Genomic DNA, 17,923 nt, shown 5'->3' on the forward strand with positions numbered 1-17,923 from the left:
GCTAGTAGCTCAACGGTGGGTTGGGCTCATCGACCGGTTCGGTCAGCCGCATGGTGTCGGTATTGTCGGCATCGAGGCTTTGATAGGCACGGAAGGCCAGCACCAGCAAGAAGCTGAACATGGCAAAGCCAATGACGATGGCTGTCAGGATCAGCGCCTGCGGCAGCGGATTGGCGATGGGGCCATCGGGCTGCGCCAATCCGGGCGGAATGATCGGAGCAATGTCGCGGGTCAGGCGACCGGCAGTGAAGATTAGCAGGTTCACGCCATTGCCGAAGATGACCATGCCCAACAGCATGCGGATCACCGAGCGCGACAGGAGCAGGTAGATACCGAGGGCGATAAAGCAGCCGACCAGCGCAGCGAGCACATAATCCATCAGCTTTCCTCCCCGCCATCGCCTTCGAGCCCCAGAGCGATTGCCGCAATGGTGCCGAAGACGACGAGATAGACCCCGAGGTCAAAGACCAGCGGGGTTGAGAGCGGCACCACATCGTCGCCCAGTGGCAGGTAAAGCCAGATGCTGGTCATGAAGGGCGCTTCGATGAACAGCGACATCAAGCCGGACAGACCAGCGATGAAAACGCCGAAACCGGCAATGGCCAATGGGTCGACCCGCAGCGCTCGGCGCGCCTCACCGGCACCGCTCGACATGCCGAGCACGGCGATGGCTGCTGCGCCAATAAGCCCCCCGATGAAACCGCCGCCGGGCTCGTTGTGGCCGCGCAGGCAGATGTAGAGCGAAAACACCAGCATGATGCCGACGATCAGCGGCGCAAGTGTGCGGAAGATGATGGTGTTCATGCCGCCACCTTCTTGCGCCGACGCGACGTTGGCTTGGGTGGCGTCGCGGTTGGCTGCTTCCTGCGGCGCAGCAGCGCCATTATGGCGATGCCTGCGCCCATCACTACGGAGATTTCGCCCAGCGTATCAAAGCCGCGATAGTCGACGAGGATGACGTTGACGATGTTGGAACCATGCGCGATCGGCACGCTGGTGGCGGTGAAGAAATCCGACAGACGCGTATTAAGCGTCCCGGACAGCACGACCATCAGGAACAAGCTCACGCCCGCCCCGCAGACCACGGCAATCGTGCCGTCGCGCGCCCAGTCCTCGAACGGGCGGGGGTCGCGTTCGTCGAGCCGCAATCGGGTCATCACCAGAGCGAGGATCACCACCGACAGGATTTCGACCATCAACTGGGTAAAAGCCAAATCAGGCGCGGCGTACAGCAGGAAGATCAGCGCCACCGCCATGCCCTGAATGCCCAGCGCGATGATGGCAAACAACCGGGTCGGCGCAGCCAGCACCGCGCCAAGTCCGATCAGCGCCAACAGCACGACGCCCCATTCATAGAGATTGAGGTCGGGCCAACGCAGCCATGCAGACCAGTCGCCGAAATCGGCAGTCGGCAGCAGCACATTGTAGCCGCCGAGCAGCAGGAGCGGTGCAATCAGGGCGACAGCCAGTCCGATGAAGACAGCAACAAGATAAAGCTCCAGCCGTCCGTGATGCAGCAACCGCGTTATCGCGCCCGAAAAGCGGATCAGCCCGAACATCACGACGTCGAACAAGCTATCGGCGCTCCAACCGAGCCCGGACTCCAGTCGCCGCAGCAGTGTGCGCAGCACAGCGGCCTGCCGATAGACCAGCCAGCCCAGAACCCAGGTTGCGACCGACAGCCACAGCAGCGGGCTCATTGGATTGAGCGCCAGTGTCAGATGGCTTTCGACGGGTTGGCGCAGCACAGCCGATGCGCCCGGCACCAGTACCGTATGACCCAGCCAGTCGGTCATTACCGCAGCGGCGATTGCGCCGGCACCAAGCAGGACGGGCCCGGCGAGCATGGCCAGCGGCGCTTCGTGCGCGGACTTCGGTGTCGGCAGAACCGGCCCGAGGAAGGGCTTGACGAGGATCAGCATCGCCACCCCAGCCAGCAGCGCATTGCCGGCAACCAGAACCAGCAGCACGGCCATATCAGGCCAGTGCCAGCTCAGCAGGCCCAGATACATTTCTTCCTTGGCGAAATAACCCAGCGTCAGCGGCAGGCCGATCATGGCCAGACACGCCATGGCTGCGCCGATAAAGGTCACGGGCATCTTGTCGGCCAGTCCGCCCAATACGGTGATGTCGCGCGTGCCCGCCTCGTGATCGATGGCGCCGACGGCCATAAACAGGCCAGCTTTGTAGGCTGCGTGGGCGACGAAATAGATGATGAATGCCGAGATCGCGGCAGGTGTGCCCAGCCCGATCAGCAGTACCGAAAGGCCGAGCGAGGCAATCGTGGTCTGCGCCAGCATCTGCTTGAGATCGATCTGGCGCAGCGCACCGAGCGCCCCCCACAGCAGGGTCGCGCCCCCGAAGCAGACCAGAATGGCAGTCCACACTTCAGTTCCGCCAAGCCAAGGCGTCGTGCGCGCCAGCAGATAAACGCCGGCCTGCACCATTGTGGCGGAGTGGAGGAATGCCGAAACCGGCGTTGGCGCCTCCATGGCATTGGGCAGCCAGAAGTGAAACGGCACCTGCGCCGATTTGGTGAAAGCCGCTGCGATGAACAACAGCAGTACCAGCCCATAGAGCCCGCTGCCGCGCACCTCGTCGCCCAGCGCGCTCATGTCCCACTGTCCTGTCAGCTGATGCACCAGCACCGCGCCAGCCAGCAGCGCCATGCCACCGATATTGGTGATGACCAGCGCCTGGATTGCGCCACGGCGGGATGCCTGCCGCGTATGGTCAAAGCCGATCAGCAGGAATGAAGTGACCGAGGTCAGCTCCCAGAAGATGAACAGCGCCAGCAGATTATCGGCCAGCACCAGCCCCAGCATGGCACCCATGAAGGCGAGCAAAAACGCCAGGAACCGCCCTAGATGGGGATGACCTTTAAGATAGGCGCCGGAATAGAGCACGATCAGCGCGCCGATGGCCGAGACAGTCAGCGCGAAAGTCAGGCTGAGCCCATCGATGTAAAATGAGAGAACGAGATCAAACGCGGGCACCCATTCAATGCGCGCGGCCACACTCCCGTTCGCAATAACGGGGTCGATCAACGTCAGTAAAAAGGCAAAAATCCCAGCCGGAACCAGCGCCAGTATCCAGCCGGCAAAGGGCTTGGCGATGTGCTGCAGCAATGGCGCCAACAGGGCGGCAATGAATGGCGCGATGGCCACCAGCGCGATGTTTGCGTCCGTCCCGAATGCCAACCGCCGATTCCCCTCTTGGCTGATTGTCTGGTCGTTTCGGGCGGGACCTTAACGGATGAGACCTGTGTCACAAGCCTAATCGGAGCGCCCGCCGACTTTTCCAAAGATTGTCGCCCCCTTTCTTTGCTGGCGCGAGAGTCCTATGTCTGTGCTCCCGCCTATCGGAAGCTCTCATGACCAAAATCACTCCGCCTGTCGCTGCCCGGAAGCCTCACGCCGCCACGTTCCACAATGTGACGCGACAAGACCCCTATCACTGGCTGCGCGCGGACAATTGGCAGGAGGTGATGCAAAAGCCCGAGACGCTGGACCCGGAGATCCGTGCCTATCTCGAAGCCGAAAACGCCTTTTTCGATGAGGAGTTCGGCGCGCCGACCGAGGCGCTGCAGGACACGATCTACAAGGAAATTCGCGGTCGCATCAAAGAAGACGATAGCGGCATCGCCTCGCCGGACGGCCCATTCGCCTATAATTCGCGCATGCTTGAGGGCAAGCAGTATCCCCAGATCGTGCGCACCGCGCGCGATGGCGGTCCCGAGACCGTTTTGCTCGATTGCAATATCGAAGCGGGCGACGAGTATTTCGGCTTCGCCGGCGCCGAGCACGATCGCTCGCACCGCTATCTCGCTTGGGCCGCCGACCGCGCGGGCTCGGAATACTATGACATCGTGATCCGCGATCTCGACACCGGCACGGACAGCGCCGAAGTCATCAAGGACACGGCAGGCTCCTATGTCTGGACCAACGATTCCAGCGCAATCTATTACACCGAATACGACGACAACCACCGCCCCTATCGGGTCAAGCTGCACACCATCGGCACCGATCAGACCAATGATCCGATCATCTTCGAGGAAAAGGACCCCGGCTTCTTCGTCGGCGTCGGCCGCACTCTGAGCGACAAGTTCATCGTCATCGACGCGCATGATCACCAGACGTCCGAATGCTGGCTGATCGACGCGGAAAAGGGCGGCGAGCCGCGCCTTGTCGCGCCGCGCGTCACCGACCGCGAATACGACATTGAAGAGCGCAATGACGTGCTGTTTATCCGCACCAATGCCGATGGCGCCGAGGACTTCAAAGTCGTCACTGCGCCGGTGAGCGATCCGGCCGCCGACAACTGGACCGACCTCATCCCGCACCAGCAGGGCGTGCTGATCCTCGACACCATCGTGATCAAGAACCACCTGCTTCGCCTTGAGCGCCATGAAGGCCTGCCGCGCATCATCGTGCGCGACCTGCGCACCGACAAGGAAGAGACCGTCAACTTCGCTGAGGAAGCCTATTCGCTTGGTATGTCGGTCGGTTACGAGTTCGACACGTCGGTGTTCCGCCTGACCTATTCGTCGCCAACGACGCCTTCGCGCACCTATGACGTCGATCTCGACACCGGCACGCGTACCCTGCTCAAGGAGCAGGAAGTTCCGTCCGGCCACAATCCGGACGACTATGAAACGCGCCGCCTGTTCGCGACCGCGTCGGATGGCGAGCTCGTCCCGGTCACGGTGCTCTATCGCAAGGGCCTCAAGCTCGACGGCACCGCGCCAACCCTGCTCTACGGCTATGGCGCCTATGGCATGTCGATGCCGGCCGCCTTTTCTATCTCGGCGCTGTCGCTGGTCGACCGTGGCTTTGTACATGCCACCGCCCACATTCGGGGAGGCATGGAAAAGGGCTATCGCTGGTATGTCGGCGGTCGTCGCGAGAACAAGACCAACACTTTTAGCGATTTCATCGCCTCGGCCGAAATGCTGATCGAGCAGGGTTACACCTCCAGCGGTCGCATCGTGGCGCAGGGCGGTTCGGCCGGCGGCATGTTGATGGGCGCTATCGCCAATCTGCGGCCAGATCTGTGGGGCGGCATTCTCGCACAGGTGCCGTTCGTCGATGTGCTCAACACCATGCTCGACGAAACCCTGCCGCTCACCCCACCCGAATGGCCCGAATGGGGCAATCCACTAGCCTCGGCCGAAGACTATGCGCGTATCGCCGCTTACGCGCCCTATGAACAGGTCGCGGCCATCGACTATCCGCCGATCTTCGCGCTGGCAGGCCTCACCGATCCGCGCGTGACTTATTGGGAGCCCGCCAAGTGGGTGGCCAAGCTGCGCGCCACCAAGACTGGCACTGCACCGCTCTATCTCAAGACCAATATGGGCGCTGGCCATGGCGGCGCTTCGGGGCGGTTCGACCGGCTCAAGGAGACGGCGCAGTGCTACGCCTTCGCACTGCAGGTATGCGGCGTGACCGCCTGATCCATCTTGCCCGGCGGACGAATGGTCATTAGATTATCCTGATGACCAACAATTCGTCCGCCGCTCATTTGCCCGCTGGCGCATCCCAGGATGCGCTGAGCGAGGTCCTGCAGGATTTCCGGCTGAGCGGCGTCAATTATGGCCGCCTCGAGCTGCACCATCCGTGGAGCATCGCGTTCCCGGAACAGCCGCTGCTCCGCTTCCATTTTGTCAGCCAGGGCCCATGCTGGGTTCATACCGAAGCCGAAGGCTGGCAGGAACTGCAGGAGGGCGATCTCGTGCTCCTGCCACAGGGTGTCGAACATCGCCTGTCGAGCGCGCCTGAACTGACCTGCAATTCCATCCCCAGCTGCCAGATCAAGAAGCTGGGCGGCAATGTGTGCGAAGTGATCCAACAGGGCGATGGCGCGGCCAGCATGTTGTTTTCCGGCTCGATGGCGCTCGGCGCCTATGCGCTGCACCCGCTGATCAGCCTGATGCCAGCCATCATCAAAGGCTGCGATGTCGCGACCCATGACCCAATGGTCAATCCGCTGATCGAAGCGATGGCCGTCGAAGCCTCTGAACCCCGGATGGGCAGCGCGACCATCCTCTCGCGCATGGCCGACCTGCTCACAGCCCGCTTGATCCGCTGCTGGGTGAAAAGCCATGATAGTGCGACGACCGGTTGGCTTGCGGCGATCCGCGATCCCCATATCGGTCGCGCCCTCGTTGCCATGCATCGCGAGCCCGGCAAGAGCTGGAATCTCGAGACGCTGGCCGGTTTGGCCGGACAATCGCGGTCGGTGTTTGCCGAGCGATTCAGTGCCGTTCTCGGCGAAGGGGCTGCGCGCTATCTCGCCCGGTTGCGGATGCAACTGGCGCAGGAATTGCTGGCGCAGAATGGCATGGCGACCGCGGAAGTGGCTTCGCGGCTGGGCTATGAGTCCGAGGCGAGCTTTGCCCGGGCCTTCAAGCGCATCACCAATGCCTCGCCCGGCGCGGTACGGAGGGCCACCTCCGGACGAATGGACATGGAATTCGGATTATAAGACACAGATCGTCCGCCTGAACAGGACTATCAAGCTCCTCCAGATTTTGGAGTTAGCTTCGTGACCGATACCCCCCTCCCCCTCGATGGCGCCGCCATCAACTTTGGTGCCTCGACATCCTCACGGGAGTCGTGGAGTGCCAAGACATGGCTTGCCATGCTCGCCATGTTGGCGACCAGCTTCGCGCTGGTCTCAGCCGAATTCCTGCCCGCAGGCCTTCTCACCCCCATGGCCGCCGACCTTGGCATCAGCGAAGGCACGGCCGGTCAGGTGGTTACCGCCACCGCACTGGTCGGCGCCGTCACCGCGCTGTTGAGCAATGTGCTGATCGGCACGCTCAATCGCAAGTTGGTGCTGCTGGGATTGAGCGCCCTGGCCATCGTCTCCAACCTGCTCTCCGCCTATGCGACCGAGTTCTGGCTGCTGCTGCTTGGTCGTGCCGGGCTGGGCATTGCGCTCAGTGCCTTCTGGGCATTGTCGATGGCCGTGGTCGTTCGCCTCGTCGGCACGAAGTCCATGGGCCGCGGCGTCGCCATGGTCAGCCTTGGCGTGTCGCTGGCCACCATTGCGGCGCCATCGATGGGCGCATTGATCAGCGATTGGATCGGCTGGCGTCATGCTACCGCCATCACCGCCGGTCTGGCAGGATTTGCCCTTCTGCTGCAGTTGATCAGCCTGCCAAGCCTGCCCGCTTCGGCTGGCAATAGCCTTGGCGATGTGCTTGGCCTGATGCGTCGTCGCGGCGTTCAGCTCGGCATGCTGGCCATTCTCATGCTGATGGCGGGCCACATGACCGGTTCGGTCTATGTGCGTCCGTTCCTCGAACAGGTCACATCCCTGTCGACTGGCATGATCGCGCTGGTTCTGGGTGGCTTCGGCATTGCGGCAGTCGTCGGCACTGTTCTCGCCGGCCGTCTGGCCGATATCGACGCCCGCAAGACGCTGGCACTGACTGGCGGCATCATGGCGCTGGCCGCTCTTGCCCTCGTGCTGTGGGGCGCAAGCCTTGCCGCAGCCTTCGTTTTCGTCGCGCTTTGGGGTCTGGCTTTCGGCATGGCGCCGGTTGCGCTGCAGGCCAACCTGTCCCGTTCGGCACCGGATGCGCTTGAAAGCGCCGGCAGCCTGATGGTTGTGTCCTTCCAGGTCGCCATTACGCTGGGCGCACTGGTCGGTGGCTATATCGTCGACACCTATTCGGCCACCGCAAACATGACGCTCACGGCCATTTTGGCGGCCCTGACGCTGCTTCTTGCCCTGTCGCAGCGCAAGGCCTGATCGCCATCCATGCAGTCGTGCCAATACATTTCGTTAGGCACGACTGCTTTGGAAGGAACATTCAAGCCCAACTGATTGTTGTATCGGGATAATCGGCCTATAGCTTTGGTCGGATTTTTTCCTCAGCGTTACACAAAATGGAGGCTACTCATGTCCACCAAGTTCACTCTGCCACCCCTGCCCTACGCCTACGATGCTCTGGGCCCCTACATGTCGGCGGAGACGCTTGAGTATCACCACGACAAGCACCATCAGGCTTATGTCACCAATGGTGAAAAGCTTCTGGAAGGCTCGGGCCTTGAGATTCTGGCCCTCGAAGACATCGTCAAGGAAGCCTATGGCAAGAATGCCGGCCTCTTCAACAATGCCGGCCAGCACTACAACCACGTGCACTTCTGGAACTGGATGAAGCCAAACGGCGGCGGCAACAAGCTGCCCGGCGCTCTGGCCAAGAAGATCGACGAAGACCTCGGCGGCTTCGACAAGTTCCGCTCTGACTTCATCGCAGCCGGCACCACGCAGTTCGGTTCGGGCTGGGCCTGGCTGTCGCTCAAGGACGGCAAGCTGGAGGTCTCCAAGACCGCCAATGGCGAGTCGCCACTGATCCACAACGCGCATCCACTGCTCGGCGTCGACGTCTGGGAACATTCCTATTACATCGACTACCGCAATGCCCGTCCGAAGTACCTCGAAGCCTGGTTCGACAACCTGGTGAACTGGGAACACGTTGAGCTGCTGTACGAAGAAGCCAAGTAAGTCTTCTTACTCGACCGGAAAGCCCGCCGCGCCTCGCGCCGGCGGGCTTTTCTTTGCGCAGTAGGACGTCAGACTGACGTCCCAAGCAGCCTTTCCCCAGCAATTAGCTATTTCTGGAACGCGACACTTCTACCATTCGTTAACCCGTGGTAACGATCTATTTACTATTAGGGGAAATGCGTGTCCGAGCCTGCCAAGGTCGTTGCCATCATTGCGGCGAATCCTGCCCTGTCGTCCCTCTTGGCGATGGTGGTAGCAGGCGACTCACATCTCAAGGTCCGCCAGTTCGAGAGCGAGATCGAGCTCATCGCCTATATGCGGATCGCGCCCGTCGACATGCTGGTCTGCGATTTCGACCGCGAAGGTCGCCCCGCCTATGAAATGGTCGAGGGCATTCGCCTCAATGGCGATCTGATCAGCCAGGACGTGCCGGTGATCGCGTTGACGCGCACCATCACCCCGCCAATGCGGCATCAGGCGATCAGCGCCGGGATCGATGAAGTCATCATCAAGCCGATGTCGCCGCGCCATTTGCTGCAGCGTATTCAGGCCCGCCTGCGCGGTCGCAGCGTTGTAGGTGTGTTAGGCGGCTACCGCGGCCCGGACCGTCGCAACCGCGTTGCCGTGCCACCACCGCAGCCATTTCCATCGCGCCGTTTCAGCGACAATGTCGTCCAGTTGTTCCCCGACCGGCGCAAGCCGCGCCATCCGGGTCTTGAAGGCTAGGTCGTCCGCCAGGCATAGCCGGTTCGCGGCCCCAGCTGGGCCCGCACATACGACGCCATAAACACTCTCGTCGCTTCGATGGTCACCGCCTGCAACTGCACGTCGGTTGGCAGTGCCGCATTGCCCAGCAGCATGACCCGGTTGACCGGTTCCGCCATCACCAGCCAGTTGAACGTTGTCGCCGCAACGACGGGATCATCGCAGGCCAGCAGCCCCTGCTCCGTCAAACGCCCAAAAGCCTCGGCCAGCACATTGATGGCGCGCTGCGGTCCCCGCTCGTGCAGCACGCGCGCCAGATCGGGGAAGCGGGGGACCTCGCCGATCACCAGCCGCCGCAACTGCATCAACTCGGGCGTCATCGCCACCTTGAGCTGGCGGTAGCCATAGTCGAGCAGGTAGCGCTGCAACTCTTCGCGCGTCTTGGGGTCGGGCGGCGCGGTATGCACCAGACTGTCGGTAGCGCCCATCATGGCGCTGACGATCTCGATGAACAGCGCTTCCTTGCTGCCGAAATGCTTGTAGACCGTCTGCTTGGACACACTCGACCGCGCTGCGATCTCGTCCATATTGGTGCCGAGAAAGCCGGTACGCAGAAACATCTCGGTGGCGGCCTCAAGGATGGCGGCCCGCTTGCGCGCCGAACGCCCCGGAGTCTCGTCACCGTCTGTCTCGATCACCACTGCCATCACGCGCCCCAGATTGCATTGCTTGACAATCATACTGACCAGTCTAGTTTAAATCAAATCTGGACTGAGTAGTCCAGTTTGACAACGCGGGTCTTGGTGCGTCCGCGCACGTGCACCGAACAGGAGGTTGAACATGGCCAAGAAGGATGACGGCGAAAAGTACGTGATGGAGAATGTCGTCTCGCCCGGTCACACGACGCGGGTCGACGCCGCCAAGTTCATGGCGATGAAGGCCGCTGTGCTGGCGGTACTACCCAGTGAAGCGCCCGGCATCACGCCTGCCGAATTGCGCGAACGCATCACGCCGATCCTGTCGCAGGAGCATTTCCCCGGAGGCGAAAAAGCCGGATGGTGGATGAAGGGCGTCCAGCTCGACCTTGAGGCCAAGGGTACAATCGCCCGTGGCAGCCCTAAACCGGTCAAGCTCTACAAGCTCTAGCGCGCTTCGCTGACCAGTCGGCTCAACCGCGCCCACAGATCTTCTATCGTGTCGGCGAACTGCACGACCCGATCGTAACCCGCAAGGCCGGGCGACAGCACGTCGGCTGCATAGCCGCGCACCACTTCATAGGCCCGATGGCGGTTGAGCATGACGACTGGTGGCTTGCGGCCCTGTGCCTTGGCCAAGGTCCAGGTGCCAAACAGCGCCGTGGTCGATGCCAGCGAGCCCGGCAGCGCGACATAGGCTTCGGCAAGTTCAGCGATACGCGCCATCCGCTCGTCGCGAGTTTCGAGCACTTCGGTATTGATCCCGGCGAGTGCTGGCGGAAGAGCGAGGCTATTGTCGGCGATGATCTGCACCGTGCCACCAGCCGCGCGGGCCGCGGTGATCAGTGGCGTCGGGATCAGGCCGCGCTCGGCGAGACACACGATACGCCCACCACGCTTGGCGATATAGGTGCCGGCCTGGCTCATCAGCGAAGCGCGTTCCGGATCGCCCGGACCGCGATCCGAGGCAAAGATGGCGATGACCGGCGCTGGGTTCAGATGATCGACCATGCTCAACGACCGCGCTTCAGGCCGCCGAGGATACCGCGCACCAGCGCGTTCCCTAGACGATTGGCGACGGTGCGGGCCAGCGAGTTCATCGCAGCTTCCGCTGGAGTCTGGCGCGTCGACGCACGGGGCGCGCTTGGGGCGCGCGTCGTGGTCGGGGCACTGCGCTCCTGCTTGGCGCGTTCGTCGTCAATGCGCTTCTGCTCGGCGGCGTCCTGCTGTGTCTTGGCCTTGCGGGCCAGCACTTCAAAAGCCGAGTCGCGGTCGATCATGGTGTCGTAGAGCCCAGCCACTGGCGAATTGGCCATGATGGCGCGGCGTTCTTCCGGTAGTAGCGGCCCCACCTGTGCGGAGGGCGGACGGATCAGTGTGCGGCCAACCATGGACGGAATGCCCTTGGCTTCGAGCACCGAGACCAGCGCCTCGCCGATCCCCAACTGGGTGATGACTTCGGCGGTTGAGAAATCTGGATTGGGGCGGAACGTGTCGGCGGCGACCTTCACTGCCTTCTGCTCGCGCGGCGTATAGGCGCGCAGCGCGTGCTGCACCCGGTTGGACAGCTGCGCTAGCACGGCCTCTGGAATATCAACCGGGTTCTGCGTCACGAAATAGACGCCGACGCCCTTGGAGCGCACCAGCTTGACCACCTGCTCGACCTTGTCGATCAGCACCTTTGGCGCGCCGTCAAACAGCAGGTGCGCTTCGTCAAAGAAGAACACCAGCTTTGGCTTGTCCGGGTCGCCGACTTCCGGCAGCGCCTCGAATAGCTCACTCAGCATCCAGAGCAGGAAGGTCGCGTAGAGACGCGGCGCGCGCATCAACTCGTCGGCTGCGAGAATCGAAATGAATCCGCGACCATCGCGATCGGTGCGCATCAGGTCGGCAATTTCGAGCGCCCGCTCGCCAAAGAAGTTCTCGGCGCCCTGCTGTTCCAGCACGAGCAATGCGCGCTGCACGGCGCCAATCGAAGCGGTGGTGACATTGCCGTACTTGACCGAAATGTCCTTGGCTCGCTGCTGAATGTCGATCAGCAGCGCCCGCAGATCCTTCATGTCGAGCAGCAGCAGACCTTCGTCATCGGCTACCTTGAAGGCGATGTTGAGCACGCCTTCCTGTGTATCGTTGAGTTCGAGCATCCGGCTCAGCAGCAGCGCGCCCATCTCGGAAATGGTCGCACGGATCGGATGGCCCTGACGGCCGAACAGGTCCCAGAAGATCACCGGGAACACGTCGTCCTTGTAATCGTCGAAGCCGATTTCCTTGGCGCGCTCGGTCTGCCAGCCTTGCGCCTTGCCCATTTTGGCAACGCCGGACAGGTCACCCTTGATGTCGGCGGCAAACACCGGAACGCCCGCAGCGGAAAAGCCCTCGGCCAACACCTGAAGCGTCACCGTCTTGCCGGTACCCGTCGCGCCCGTCACCAGGCCATGCCGGTTGCCGTATTTCAGCGCCAGATATTCGGGATGCGTGCTGTTTCCGAGGTAGATCTTGTCGTCAGCGAGCATTGGGGCACCCATCATTCGTGTTGCGTTCTTATAGACGTCCCCACTGCATTGGGACAACTCGTAACTCTGTTTTCCATTGTTGATAGCGAGTGCGTCGCTGCCAAGGCATGATACGGCATGACCCAGACGATGCTCTCAAATCGCCGTCGCGTCCTCGCTGGAATTGCGACTTTCGCCCTTGTGACCCCGGTCGCCGCGCAATCGGTGCTCGACGCCACGACTGTTGGCCTCGTCGGCAATAGCGATGCGGACCAGAGTCCAGCGTTGCAACGCGCGCTGGATACGGCGGCGGCAGCGGGCCAGACCTTGCGCCTGCCCGGAGGCAGGATCGTCGCCGGCAATATCCAGTTTCCAAGCAATCTCATTGTCGAAGGCGTCCCCGGCAGCACACAACTGGTGTCAGCCTTTGGCAATCCCGTCGGCGGAATCACCGGCCGCACCGCCGTCATCCTGCGCGACATTGCCTTCGTCGCCGCGCCAGCCGGCAACAAGGAAGCCCCTGCTCTGTTCGGCATTGAGGCCAGCGAGGCCATCACGCTCGAGCGCTGTAGCTTCAGCGGCGCATCGACCGGGCTGATGATCACCGACGCCGCCGTCACCATCCGCGATTGCCGGTTCACCGATCTTGGCGACGCGGCCATTCATTCAATGAACAGCCGCGGTCTGCTGATCGCCGGCAATCGCATCACAGGCTGCGGCAATGCCGGCATCCGCATCTGGCGCTCGGACAATGGCTCTGACGGCTCGATCGTCACCGACAACCACATCGCCAAGATCGGCTGGGTCGGCGGCGGCAATGGTCAGAACGGCAATGGCATCAACGTGTTCAAGGCCGACGAGGTCATCGTCGCCAACAATCACATCGCCGATTGCGCCTTCACTGCCGTGCGCCTCAATTCGACGAACAACACCCAGATCAGCGGCAATACCTGCCTGCGCTCGGGGGAAGTCGCGATCTTTTCCGAGTTCGCCTTTTCCGGCTCTGTCATCGCCAACAATATCGTCGATGGCGCTGCAAGCGGCATTTCGATGACCAATCTCGACAGCAATGGCCAGTTGGCCGTCTGTACCGGCAATATCGTGCGCAACATCACGCCGCTGTCACTGGTCAATCCCGACACGACCCCAATCGGCATTTTCGCCGAGGCCGATGCCGCCATAACCGGCAACACGGTTCAGAAAGTGCCGGGCGTAGGCATCGTCGCCGGGTTCGGTCCGTTCCTGCGCAATGTGATGATCTCGGGCAATGTCGTCACCGCCAGCAATATCGGCATCGGCGTCAGCGTCGTCGACGGCGCCGGCAAGGTCAAAATCGCCGGCAACCTCGTCGACGCCCGCGACCATGCCGTGGTCGGGCTGGCCTGGGACCAGATCATGGAACCGGACCTGCTTAGCAACGCCAGCCGCTATGGCAACGTCACGGTCAGCCCGTAGCGAACAAGTCGGTCACGCAACCGCCGAACGGAGTTCACCCACCTCGGCGCCGCGTACGCTCTTGATGGTCTGGTGGGCCAGGCTTTCCAGCACGGCGCGCTGCTCGTCGTTAGGGTCGGCCAGCTTGAGCAGCATGCCCGCGAGCATTGCCTGCGACGCGGCGATATTGCCATCGTCGCATTTAAGGGCATAGCCCCAGCCCTTGTCGCGAATGGCGCCGCATTGCACGCCTTCCGCGCCGACCTTTTGCATCAGGCGGCCGCCAAACACGTCCATCAGCCGCGTGTCGGCATGGCCGGTTCCAGCAACAAGATGGGGATGGCTGGTGGCGGCATCGAACAGGCGTGTGGCCGCTGTCGCCAGTTCTGGCGAAATACCCTTGCCTGTGGCCATGCGGGCAAAGCCAAAAGCAAAGGCGCGCAGCGGCGCGGCGAACGTTGGGATGGAGCAGCCATCGGTGCCGCATTTGCCTTCGGTCAGTTGCTCGCCGATCACTGCTTCGACGGCAGCGCGGACTGCCTTTTGCACCTCGTGTTCGCGCCCGACATAACCTGCCGTTGGTACGCCCATCGCCAGCGCAACGCTCAGCATGCCCGAATGCTTGCCGGAGCAGTTGTTGTGCAACGGGCTCGCTTCAAGGCCGCTGGCGCGCAACGCATCGCGCGCCGCTGCGTTGGTCGGCGCGTGGGCACCACATTCAAGATCGGCTGCCGACAGGCCGATGCGGGTCAGCAGCCCATTGGCCGTGGCCACGTGGTCGGCCTCGCCGTGATGGGAGGCGCAGGCCAGCGCGAGTTCTTCGGAGGTGTGGTGGAACTGGTCTTCAGCATGCCGGGCAAAAATCGGCAGAGCCTGCATGGACTTGATGGCGGAGCGCGGAAAAATCGCGCGGTCGATGTCACCGGCGGACGCGATGATCGTGCCATCGGCATCGACCACGACATAGGCGCCGCGATGGCGGTTCTCGATCCAGTTGCCGCGAATGGTTTCGGCAAGAATGGGATTGGCATCCATCAAAAAAACTCCGGTCCAGACTGTCTTGAGAACAGTGCAGGACCGGAAAAGTCAACATGCATGGTCAGGAGGCAGGCACGGCGTTCAGAAAGGGAGAGGAATTCGCAGAGCGCAGCGGCGGCGCTAAACTCAGTTGGATACCGCGCTCAGATAGCGCGAGTTGACCCAGCCCTGGGTGTATTTGGTGTGGACCAGGCACCAGTCGGCGCCGGTATTGGCTTCAATGCAGCGCTCGACCCAGACCTGGCTGCCGGTATTCAGAGCGCCGACCTGCTGCGAATAGGCGGCTGGCCATTTGCGCACGTTGAGCTTGTCCCAGTGCGCGACGCCGGTCACCTGGGCGACCTGGGCCACATTGTATCCGGCGGCCATGGCTGGCTGCACGGCAAATGCGCCGGCGGCGACCATCACCATGCCGCACAAAGCGGCGACCAAAACTTTTTCCTGTTGCTTGTTCATTGTGTCTCTCCCTCAAGAGCATCTGTCATTTCTTGATTGTGAGCTTGCCACCAAAGCCTTGAACCCATCCTGAGGCTGGCGTTCAGAATCGGTTCATCTTGGAGGTAAAGCCCGTGGCGTGCGGTCATCGCATGTCGCGCTGGTGGACATAGAGGATGATGGTGCCGCCGCTGCCGAAGCGGACCGAGACAACATCATGCTGGTCATAGTTCTGGGACCGCAGCGCGCCGATCAGGCCGGGATTGCGGGCGATGGGATTGCGCAGCAGTTCGGCATTGCCGTTGACGAACAGGGAGCCATAGTCGTTCTTGCGAGCAACAGTGCGATCTTCGCAAACGGGAATGATGGCAATCCGCTGCGCTACGAGGCCGAGAATTTCTGCGGCCTTGGGCGTGCGCATGAAGCCCATCAGTTCGCTACAGTCGGGATCGCTGCTGGGTGATTCAGGCCGTTGATCATCGCGCGGGCCGTTCCAGACGGAGGCATGGCTGGCGGTGCTGGCGAAGGCCGTAACGAGGCCGAGGATGACTGCGACAGTGGTCAGCTTGTACATTTCAACTCTCCAGTAATTCGGTTCACCGGAGCGGCCCTGCGCCGTTCCTGACGCCATAAGGCGCCGGGCCGCTTGAACTGGCCGTGATGGCCGCGTTCATCTGGCATTTACCGTGGTGGGGAGTTGGCGAGCCGCGGCCCGGTCAATCAAATGGCCGAGCAGGTGGTCCCCGCCCGGCCATTTGCCGAAGGTCAGTTGAAGCTGGCAGACGGGCCGTCAGTCGACGGCGATGTGGCCGATGCCTTTCTTTTCGATTTCGTCAAAGCTGGCTTGATAGCCCGCATCGGCGTAGCGCATCACGCCCAGTGCCGTGTCATTGGTCAGCGCATGGTCGAGCCGTTCGTCGCCCTCAGGCGTGCCGTCGGCCACCACGGTCACGCCTGCCGAGGTCATGTACCCCGCATAGCCGCCGCCACCGGAATGCACCACCACCAGATCAGCCATCGATGAGCACAGCAGCATGGCATCGAGCAGTGGCCAGTCAGCGATGGCGTCCGAGCCATCCTTCATGTTCTCGGTCATGATGTTGGGATGAGCCATGGCACCGGCATCTAGGTGGTCGCGGCTGAAAGCGACCGGCCCCTTGAGCGTGCCATCGGCAACCATGGCATTGACCGCGCGGGCAAGCGCCGTGCGCTCGCCATGGCCGAGCCAGGCGATACGCGCCGGCAGGCCCTCAAACGGCACATGTTTCCGCGCCAACGCGATCCAGTTGGTGACGATGTAGTTGTCCGGAAACATTTCGAGCAGCTTGTCGTCGATCTTGGCGATATCGGACGGATCGCCCGACAGCGCCATCCAGCGGAACGGCCCGATGGCCCGCGCAAATAGCGGCCGCAGATAGGCTTCGGTAAAAATCTTGATGTCGAAGGCGTTCTCCACGCCGCCAGCCTTGGCGTGGGTGCGGATCAGATTGCCATTGTCGAACACTTCCGAGCCCGCCGCCTGAAAGGCCAGCATGGCGCGGACATGGTCGACAATCGAGGCGCGGCTTGCTGCCATCAGCTGGCCGGGGCCTTCGACGCGCAAGCGTTTGACCTCGTCCAGCGACATGCCCTTGGGCACGTAGCCATAGACCAGATCATGCGCCGAGGTCTGGTCGGTGACGATGTCGGGCATGATGCCGCGACGGGCGATCTCGGGGTAGATTTCGGCCGCATTGCCGACCAGACCAATTGAGGTGGCGCGCTTTTCAGCGACCGCCTTGTCGATCATCGCCAGCGCCGTATCGAGGTCGGGCGCGATCTCTTCGAGATAGCCGATCTCCTTGCGCTTGCGGGCGCGCTCGGCGTCGATATCGACGCATAGGATCGCGGCCCCCGCCATGCGACCGGCCAGTGGCTGCGCCCCGCCCATGCCGCCAAGCCCCGCCGTCAGAATGAACCGCCCGGCCAGCGAACCACCGAAACGGTTCTCGGCAATACGCATGAAAATCTCGTAGGTGCCCTGAATGACGCCCTGGCTGCCGATATATTGCCAGGCCCCTGCCGTCAGCCCGCCCCAGCAGATCAGGCCCTTCTTTTCGAGCTCATAGAACACCTCGGCCTTGGCCCACTGCCCGACAATGTTGCAATTGGCCATGATGACCAGCGGCGCCTTGGAGTGGGTCTTGAGCAGACCAATCGGCTTGCCGGACTGGATGATGAGCGTCTGATCCTCGTCCATCTTGAGCAGGGTTTCGACAATCGCCTTGTGGCTCGCCCAATTGCGCGCTGCCTTGCCGAGCGCGGCATAGACGATCAGCTCGTCGGGGTTCTCGCCGACGCTGAGCACGTTTTCCAGCAGGCGCAGCAGCGCCTCCTGCCGCCACCCCTTGGCGCGCAGTTCCGGGCCGCCCGGAATGGGGAAATTGGGATGGCGTGGATTGGGTGTGGGCATAAAAACCTCGTTCTTTCTTCACCTCTCCCTCCGGGGGAGAGGTCGACCGCCTTCGGTCGGGTGAGGGGGCCTTTTCTTGGTGCGGTGCGAGGGATAGGCCCCCTCACCCGGCGCTTCGCGCCGACCTCTCCCCCAAGGGGAGAGGTGAAGTCGTG

The 17,923-nt window shown here is 62.3% G+C and carries 17 protein-coding genes; 7 read left to right on the forward strand and 10 right to left on the reverse strand.

Translation table 11 applies throughout. The features are described 5' to 3' along the window. Window position 1: 1 nt before the first annotated feature. The 3 genes from ABIE28_RS11635 to mbhE are packed head-to-tail and all read right to left on the reverse strand — an operon-like array spanning window position 2 to window position 3,200. A complete protein-coding gene (locus ABIE28_RS11635) occupies window positions 2-379 on the reverse strand; it encodes a Na+/H+ antiporter subunit C (RefSeq protein WP_354063081.1) in 378 nt (125 codons plus the stop codon). Continuing rightward, complete coding sequence (locus tag ABIE28_RS11640; RefSeq protein WP_354063083.1) at window positions 379-804, reverse strand: MnhB domain-containing protein; 426 nt, start codon at window positions 802-804, stop codon at window positions 379-381. The genes ABIE28_RS11635 and ABIE28_RS11640 overlap by 1 nt, the downstream gene beginning before the upstream one ends. After that, the gene (gene mbhE / locus ABIE28_RS11645; RefSeq protein WP_354063085.1) at window positions 801-3,200 is read right to left on the reverse strand and encodes a hydrogen gas-evolving membrane-bound hydrogenase subunit E; all 2,400 of its coding nucleotides are present in this window, start codon (window positions 3,198-3,200) and stop codon (window positions 801-803) included. The genes ABIE28_RS11640 and mbhE overlap by 4 nt, the downstream gene beginning before the upstream one ends. Before the next feature lie 173 nt (window positions 3,201-3,373). Here mbhE and ABIE28_RS11650 point away from each other — a divergent pair, with 173 nt between their 5' ends. The 5 genes from ABIE28_RS11650 (at window position 3,374) to ABIE28_RS11670 (ending at window position 9,243) form a co-directional block, all read left to right on the forward strand. Next, a complete protein-coding gene (locus tag ABIE28_RS11650; RefSeq protein WP_354063087.1) occupies window positions 3,374-5,455 on the forward strand; it encodes a S9 family peptidase in 2,082 nt (693 codons plus the stop codon). A gap of 41 nt (window positions 5,456-5,496) precedes the next feature. After that, window positions 5,497-6,486 carry an AraC family transcriptional regulator gene (locus tag ABIE28_RS11655; RefSeq protein ID WP_354063089.1) on the forward strand — a complete coding sequence of 330 codons (990 nt, stop codon included), beginning with the start codon at window positions 5,497-5,499 and terminating at the stop codon, window positions 6,484-6,486. Between the two features lie 60 nt (window positions 6,487-6,546). Next, window positions 6,547-7,761: an MFS transporter gene (locus ABIE28_RS11660; RefSeq protein WP_354063091.1), complete on the forward strand. Its 1,215-nt coding sequence runs from the start codon at window positions 6,547-6,549 to the stop codon at window positions 7,759-7,761. 150 nt (window positions 7,762-7,911) lie between these two features. Then, window positions 7,912-8,517 (forward strand): superoxide dismutase, encoded by a 606-nt coding sequence (locus ABIE28_RS11665; protein WP_354063093.1) that lies wholly within the window; start codon window positions 7,912-7,914, stop codon window positions 8,515-8,517. A gap of 180 nt (window positions 8,518-8,697) precedes the next feature. Next, window positions 8,698-9,243: a response regulator gene (locus tag ABIE28_RS11670; protein WP_354063094.1), complete on the forward strand. Its 546-nt coding sequence runs from the start codon at window positions 8,698-8,700 to the stop codon at window positions 9,241-9,243. Here the strand turns inward: ABIE28_RS11670 and ABIE28_RS11675 are convergent. After that, complete coding sequence (locus ABIE28_RS11675; RefSeq protein ID WP_502913433.1) at window positions 9,240-9,929, reverse strand: TetR/AcrR family transcriptional regulator; 690 nt, start codon at window positions 9,927-9,929, stop codon at window positions 9,240-9,242. The two genes, ABIE28_RS11670 and ABIE28_RS11675, sit on opposite strands and share 4 nt — an antisense overlap. A 133-nt stretch (window positions 9,930-10,062) precedes the next feature. Here ABIE28_RS11675 and ABIE28_RS11680 point away from each other — a divergent pair, with 133 nt between their 5' ends. Next, entirely contained in the window at window positions 10,063-10,368 is a 306-nt protein-coding gene (locus ABIE28_RS11680; RefSeq protein WP_354063097.1) for a DUF6958 family protein, read from the forward strand. On the opposite strand, the gene ABIE28_RS11685 is transcribed toward ABIE28_RS11680, so the two are convergent. Together ABIE28_RS11685 and ABIE28_RS11690 are read right to left on the reverse strand one after the other, a co-directional pair. Further along, window positions 10,365-10,928: an LOG family protein gene (locus tag ABIE28_RS11685; RefSeq protein WP_354063099.1), complete on the reverse strand. Its 564-nt coding sequence runs from the start codon at window positions 10,926-10,928 to the stop codon at window positions 10,365-10,367. The genes ABIE28_RS11680 and ABIE28_RS11685 overlap by 4 nt on opposite strands. Window positions 10,929-10,930: 2 nt before the next feature. Then, window positions 10,931-12,430 (reverse strand): helicase HerA-like C-terminal domain-containing protein, encoded by a 1,500-nt coding sequence (locus ABIE28_RS11690; protein ID WP_354063101.1) that lies wholly within the window; start codon window positions 12,428-12,430, stop codon window positions 10,931-10,933. A 117-nt stretch (window positions 12,431-12,547) separates the two neighbouring features. Here ABIE28_RS11690 and ABIE28_RS11695 point away from each other — a divergent pair, with 117 nt between their 5' ends. Continuing rightward, a complete protein-coding gene (locus ABIE28_RS11695) occupies window positions 12,548-13,864 on the forward strand; it encodes a TIGR03808 family TAT-translocated repetitive protein (RefSeq protein ID WP_354063103.1) in 1,317 nt (438 codons plus the stop codon). Window positions 13,865-13,876: 12 nt separating this feature from the next. On the opposite strand, the gene ABIE28_RS11700 is transcribed toward ABIE28_RS11695, so the two are convergent. From ABIE28_RS11700 to ertB, 4 genes are all read right to left on the reverse strand, one after another. After that, the gene (locus ABIE28_RS11700; RefSeq protein WP_354063105.1) at window positions 13,877-14,878 is read right to left on the reverse strand and encodes an asparaginase; all 1,002 of its coding nucleotides are present in this window, start codon (window positions 14,876-14,878) and stop codon (window positions 13,877-13,879) included. 129 nt (window positions 14,879-15,007) lie between these two features. Next, window positions 15,008-15,337: an SH3 domain-containing protein gene (locus ABIE28_RS11705; protein WP_354063107.1), complete on the reverse strand. Its 330-nt coding sequence runs from the start codon at window positions 15,335-15,337 to the stop codon at window positions 15,008-15,010. 124 nt (window positions 15,338-15,461) lie between these two features. Beyond that, window positions 15,462-15,890, reverse strand: a complete 429-nt coding sequence (locus ABIE28_RS11710; protein ID WP_354063109.1) for a hypothetical protein — start codon at window positions 15,888-15,890, stop codon at window positions 15,462-15,464. Window positions 15,891-16,106: 216 nt separating this feature from the next. After that, window positions 16,107-17,768: a thiourocanate hydratase gene (ertB, locus tag ABIE28_RS11715; protein ID WP_354063111.1), complete on the reverse strand. Its 1,662-nt coding sequence runs from the start codon at window positions 17,766-17,768 to the stop codon at window positions 16,107-16,109. Window positions 17,769-17,923 lie beyond the last annotated feature (155 nt).

This window comes from Devosia sp. 2618 (assembly GCF_040546815.1).
Classification (GTDB): Bacteria; Pseudomonadota; Alphaproteobacteria; order Rhizobiales; family Devosiaceae; genus Devosia.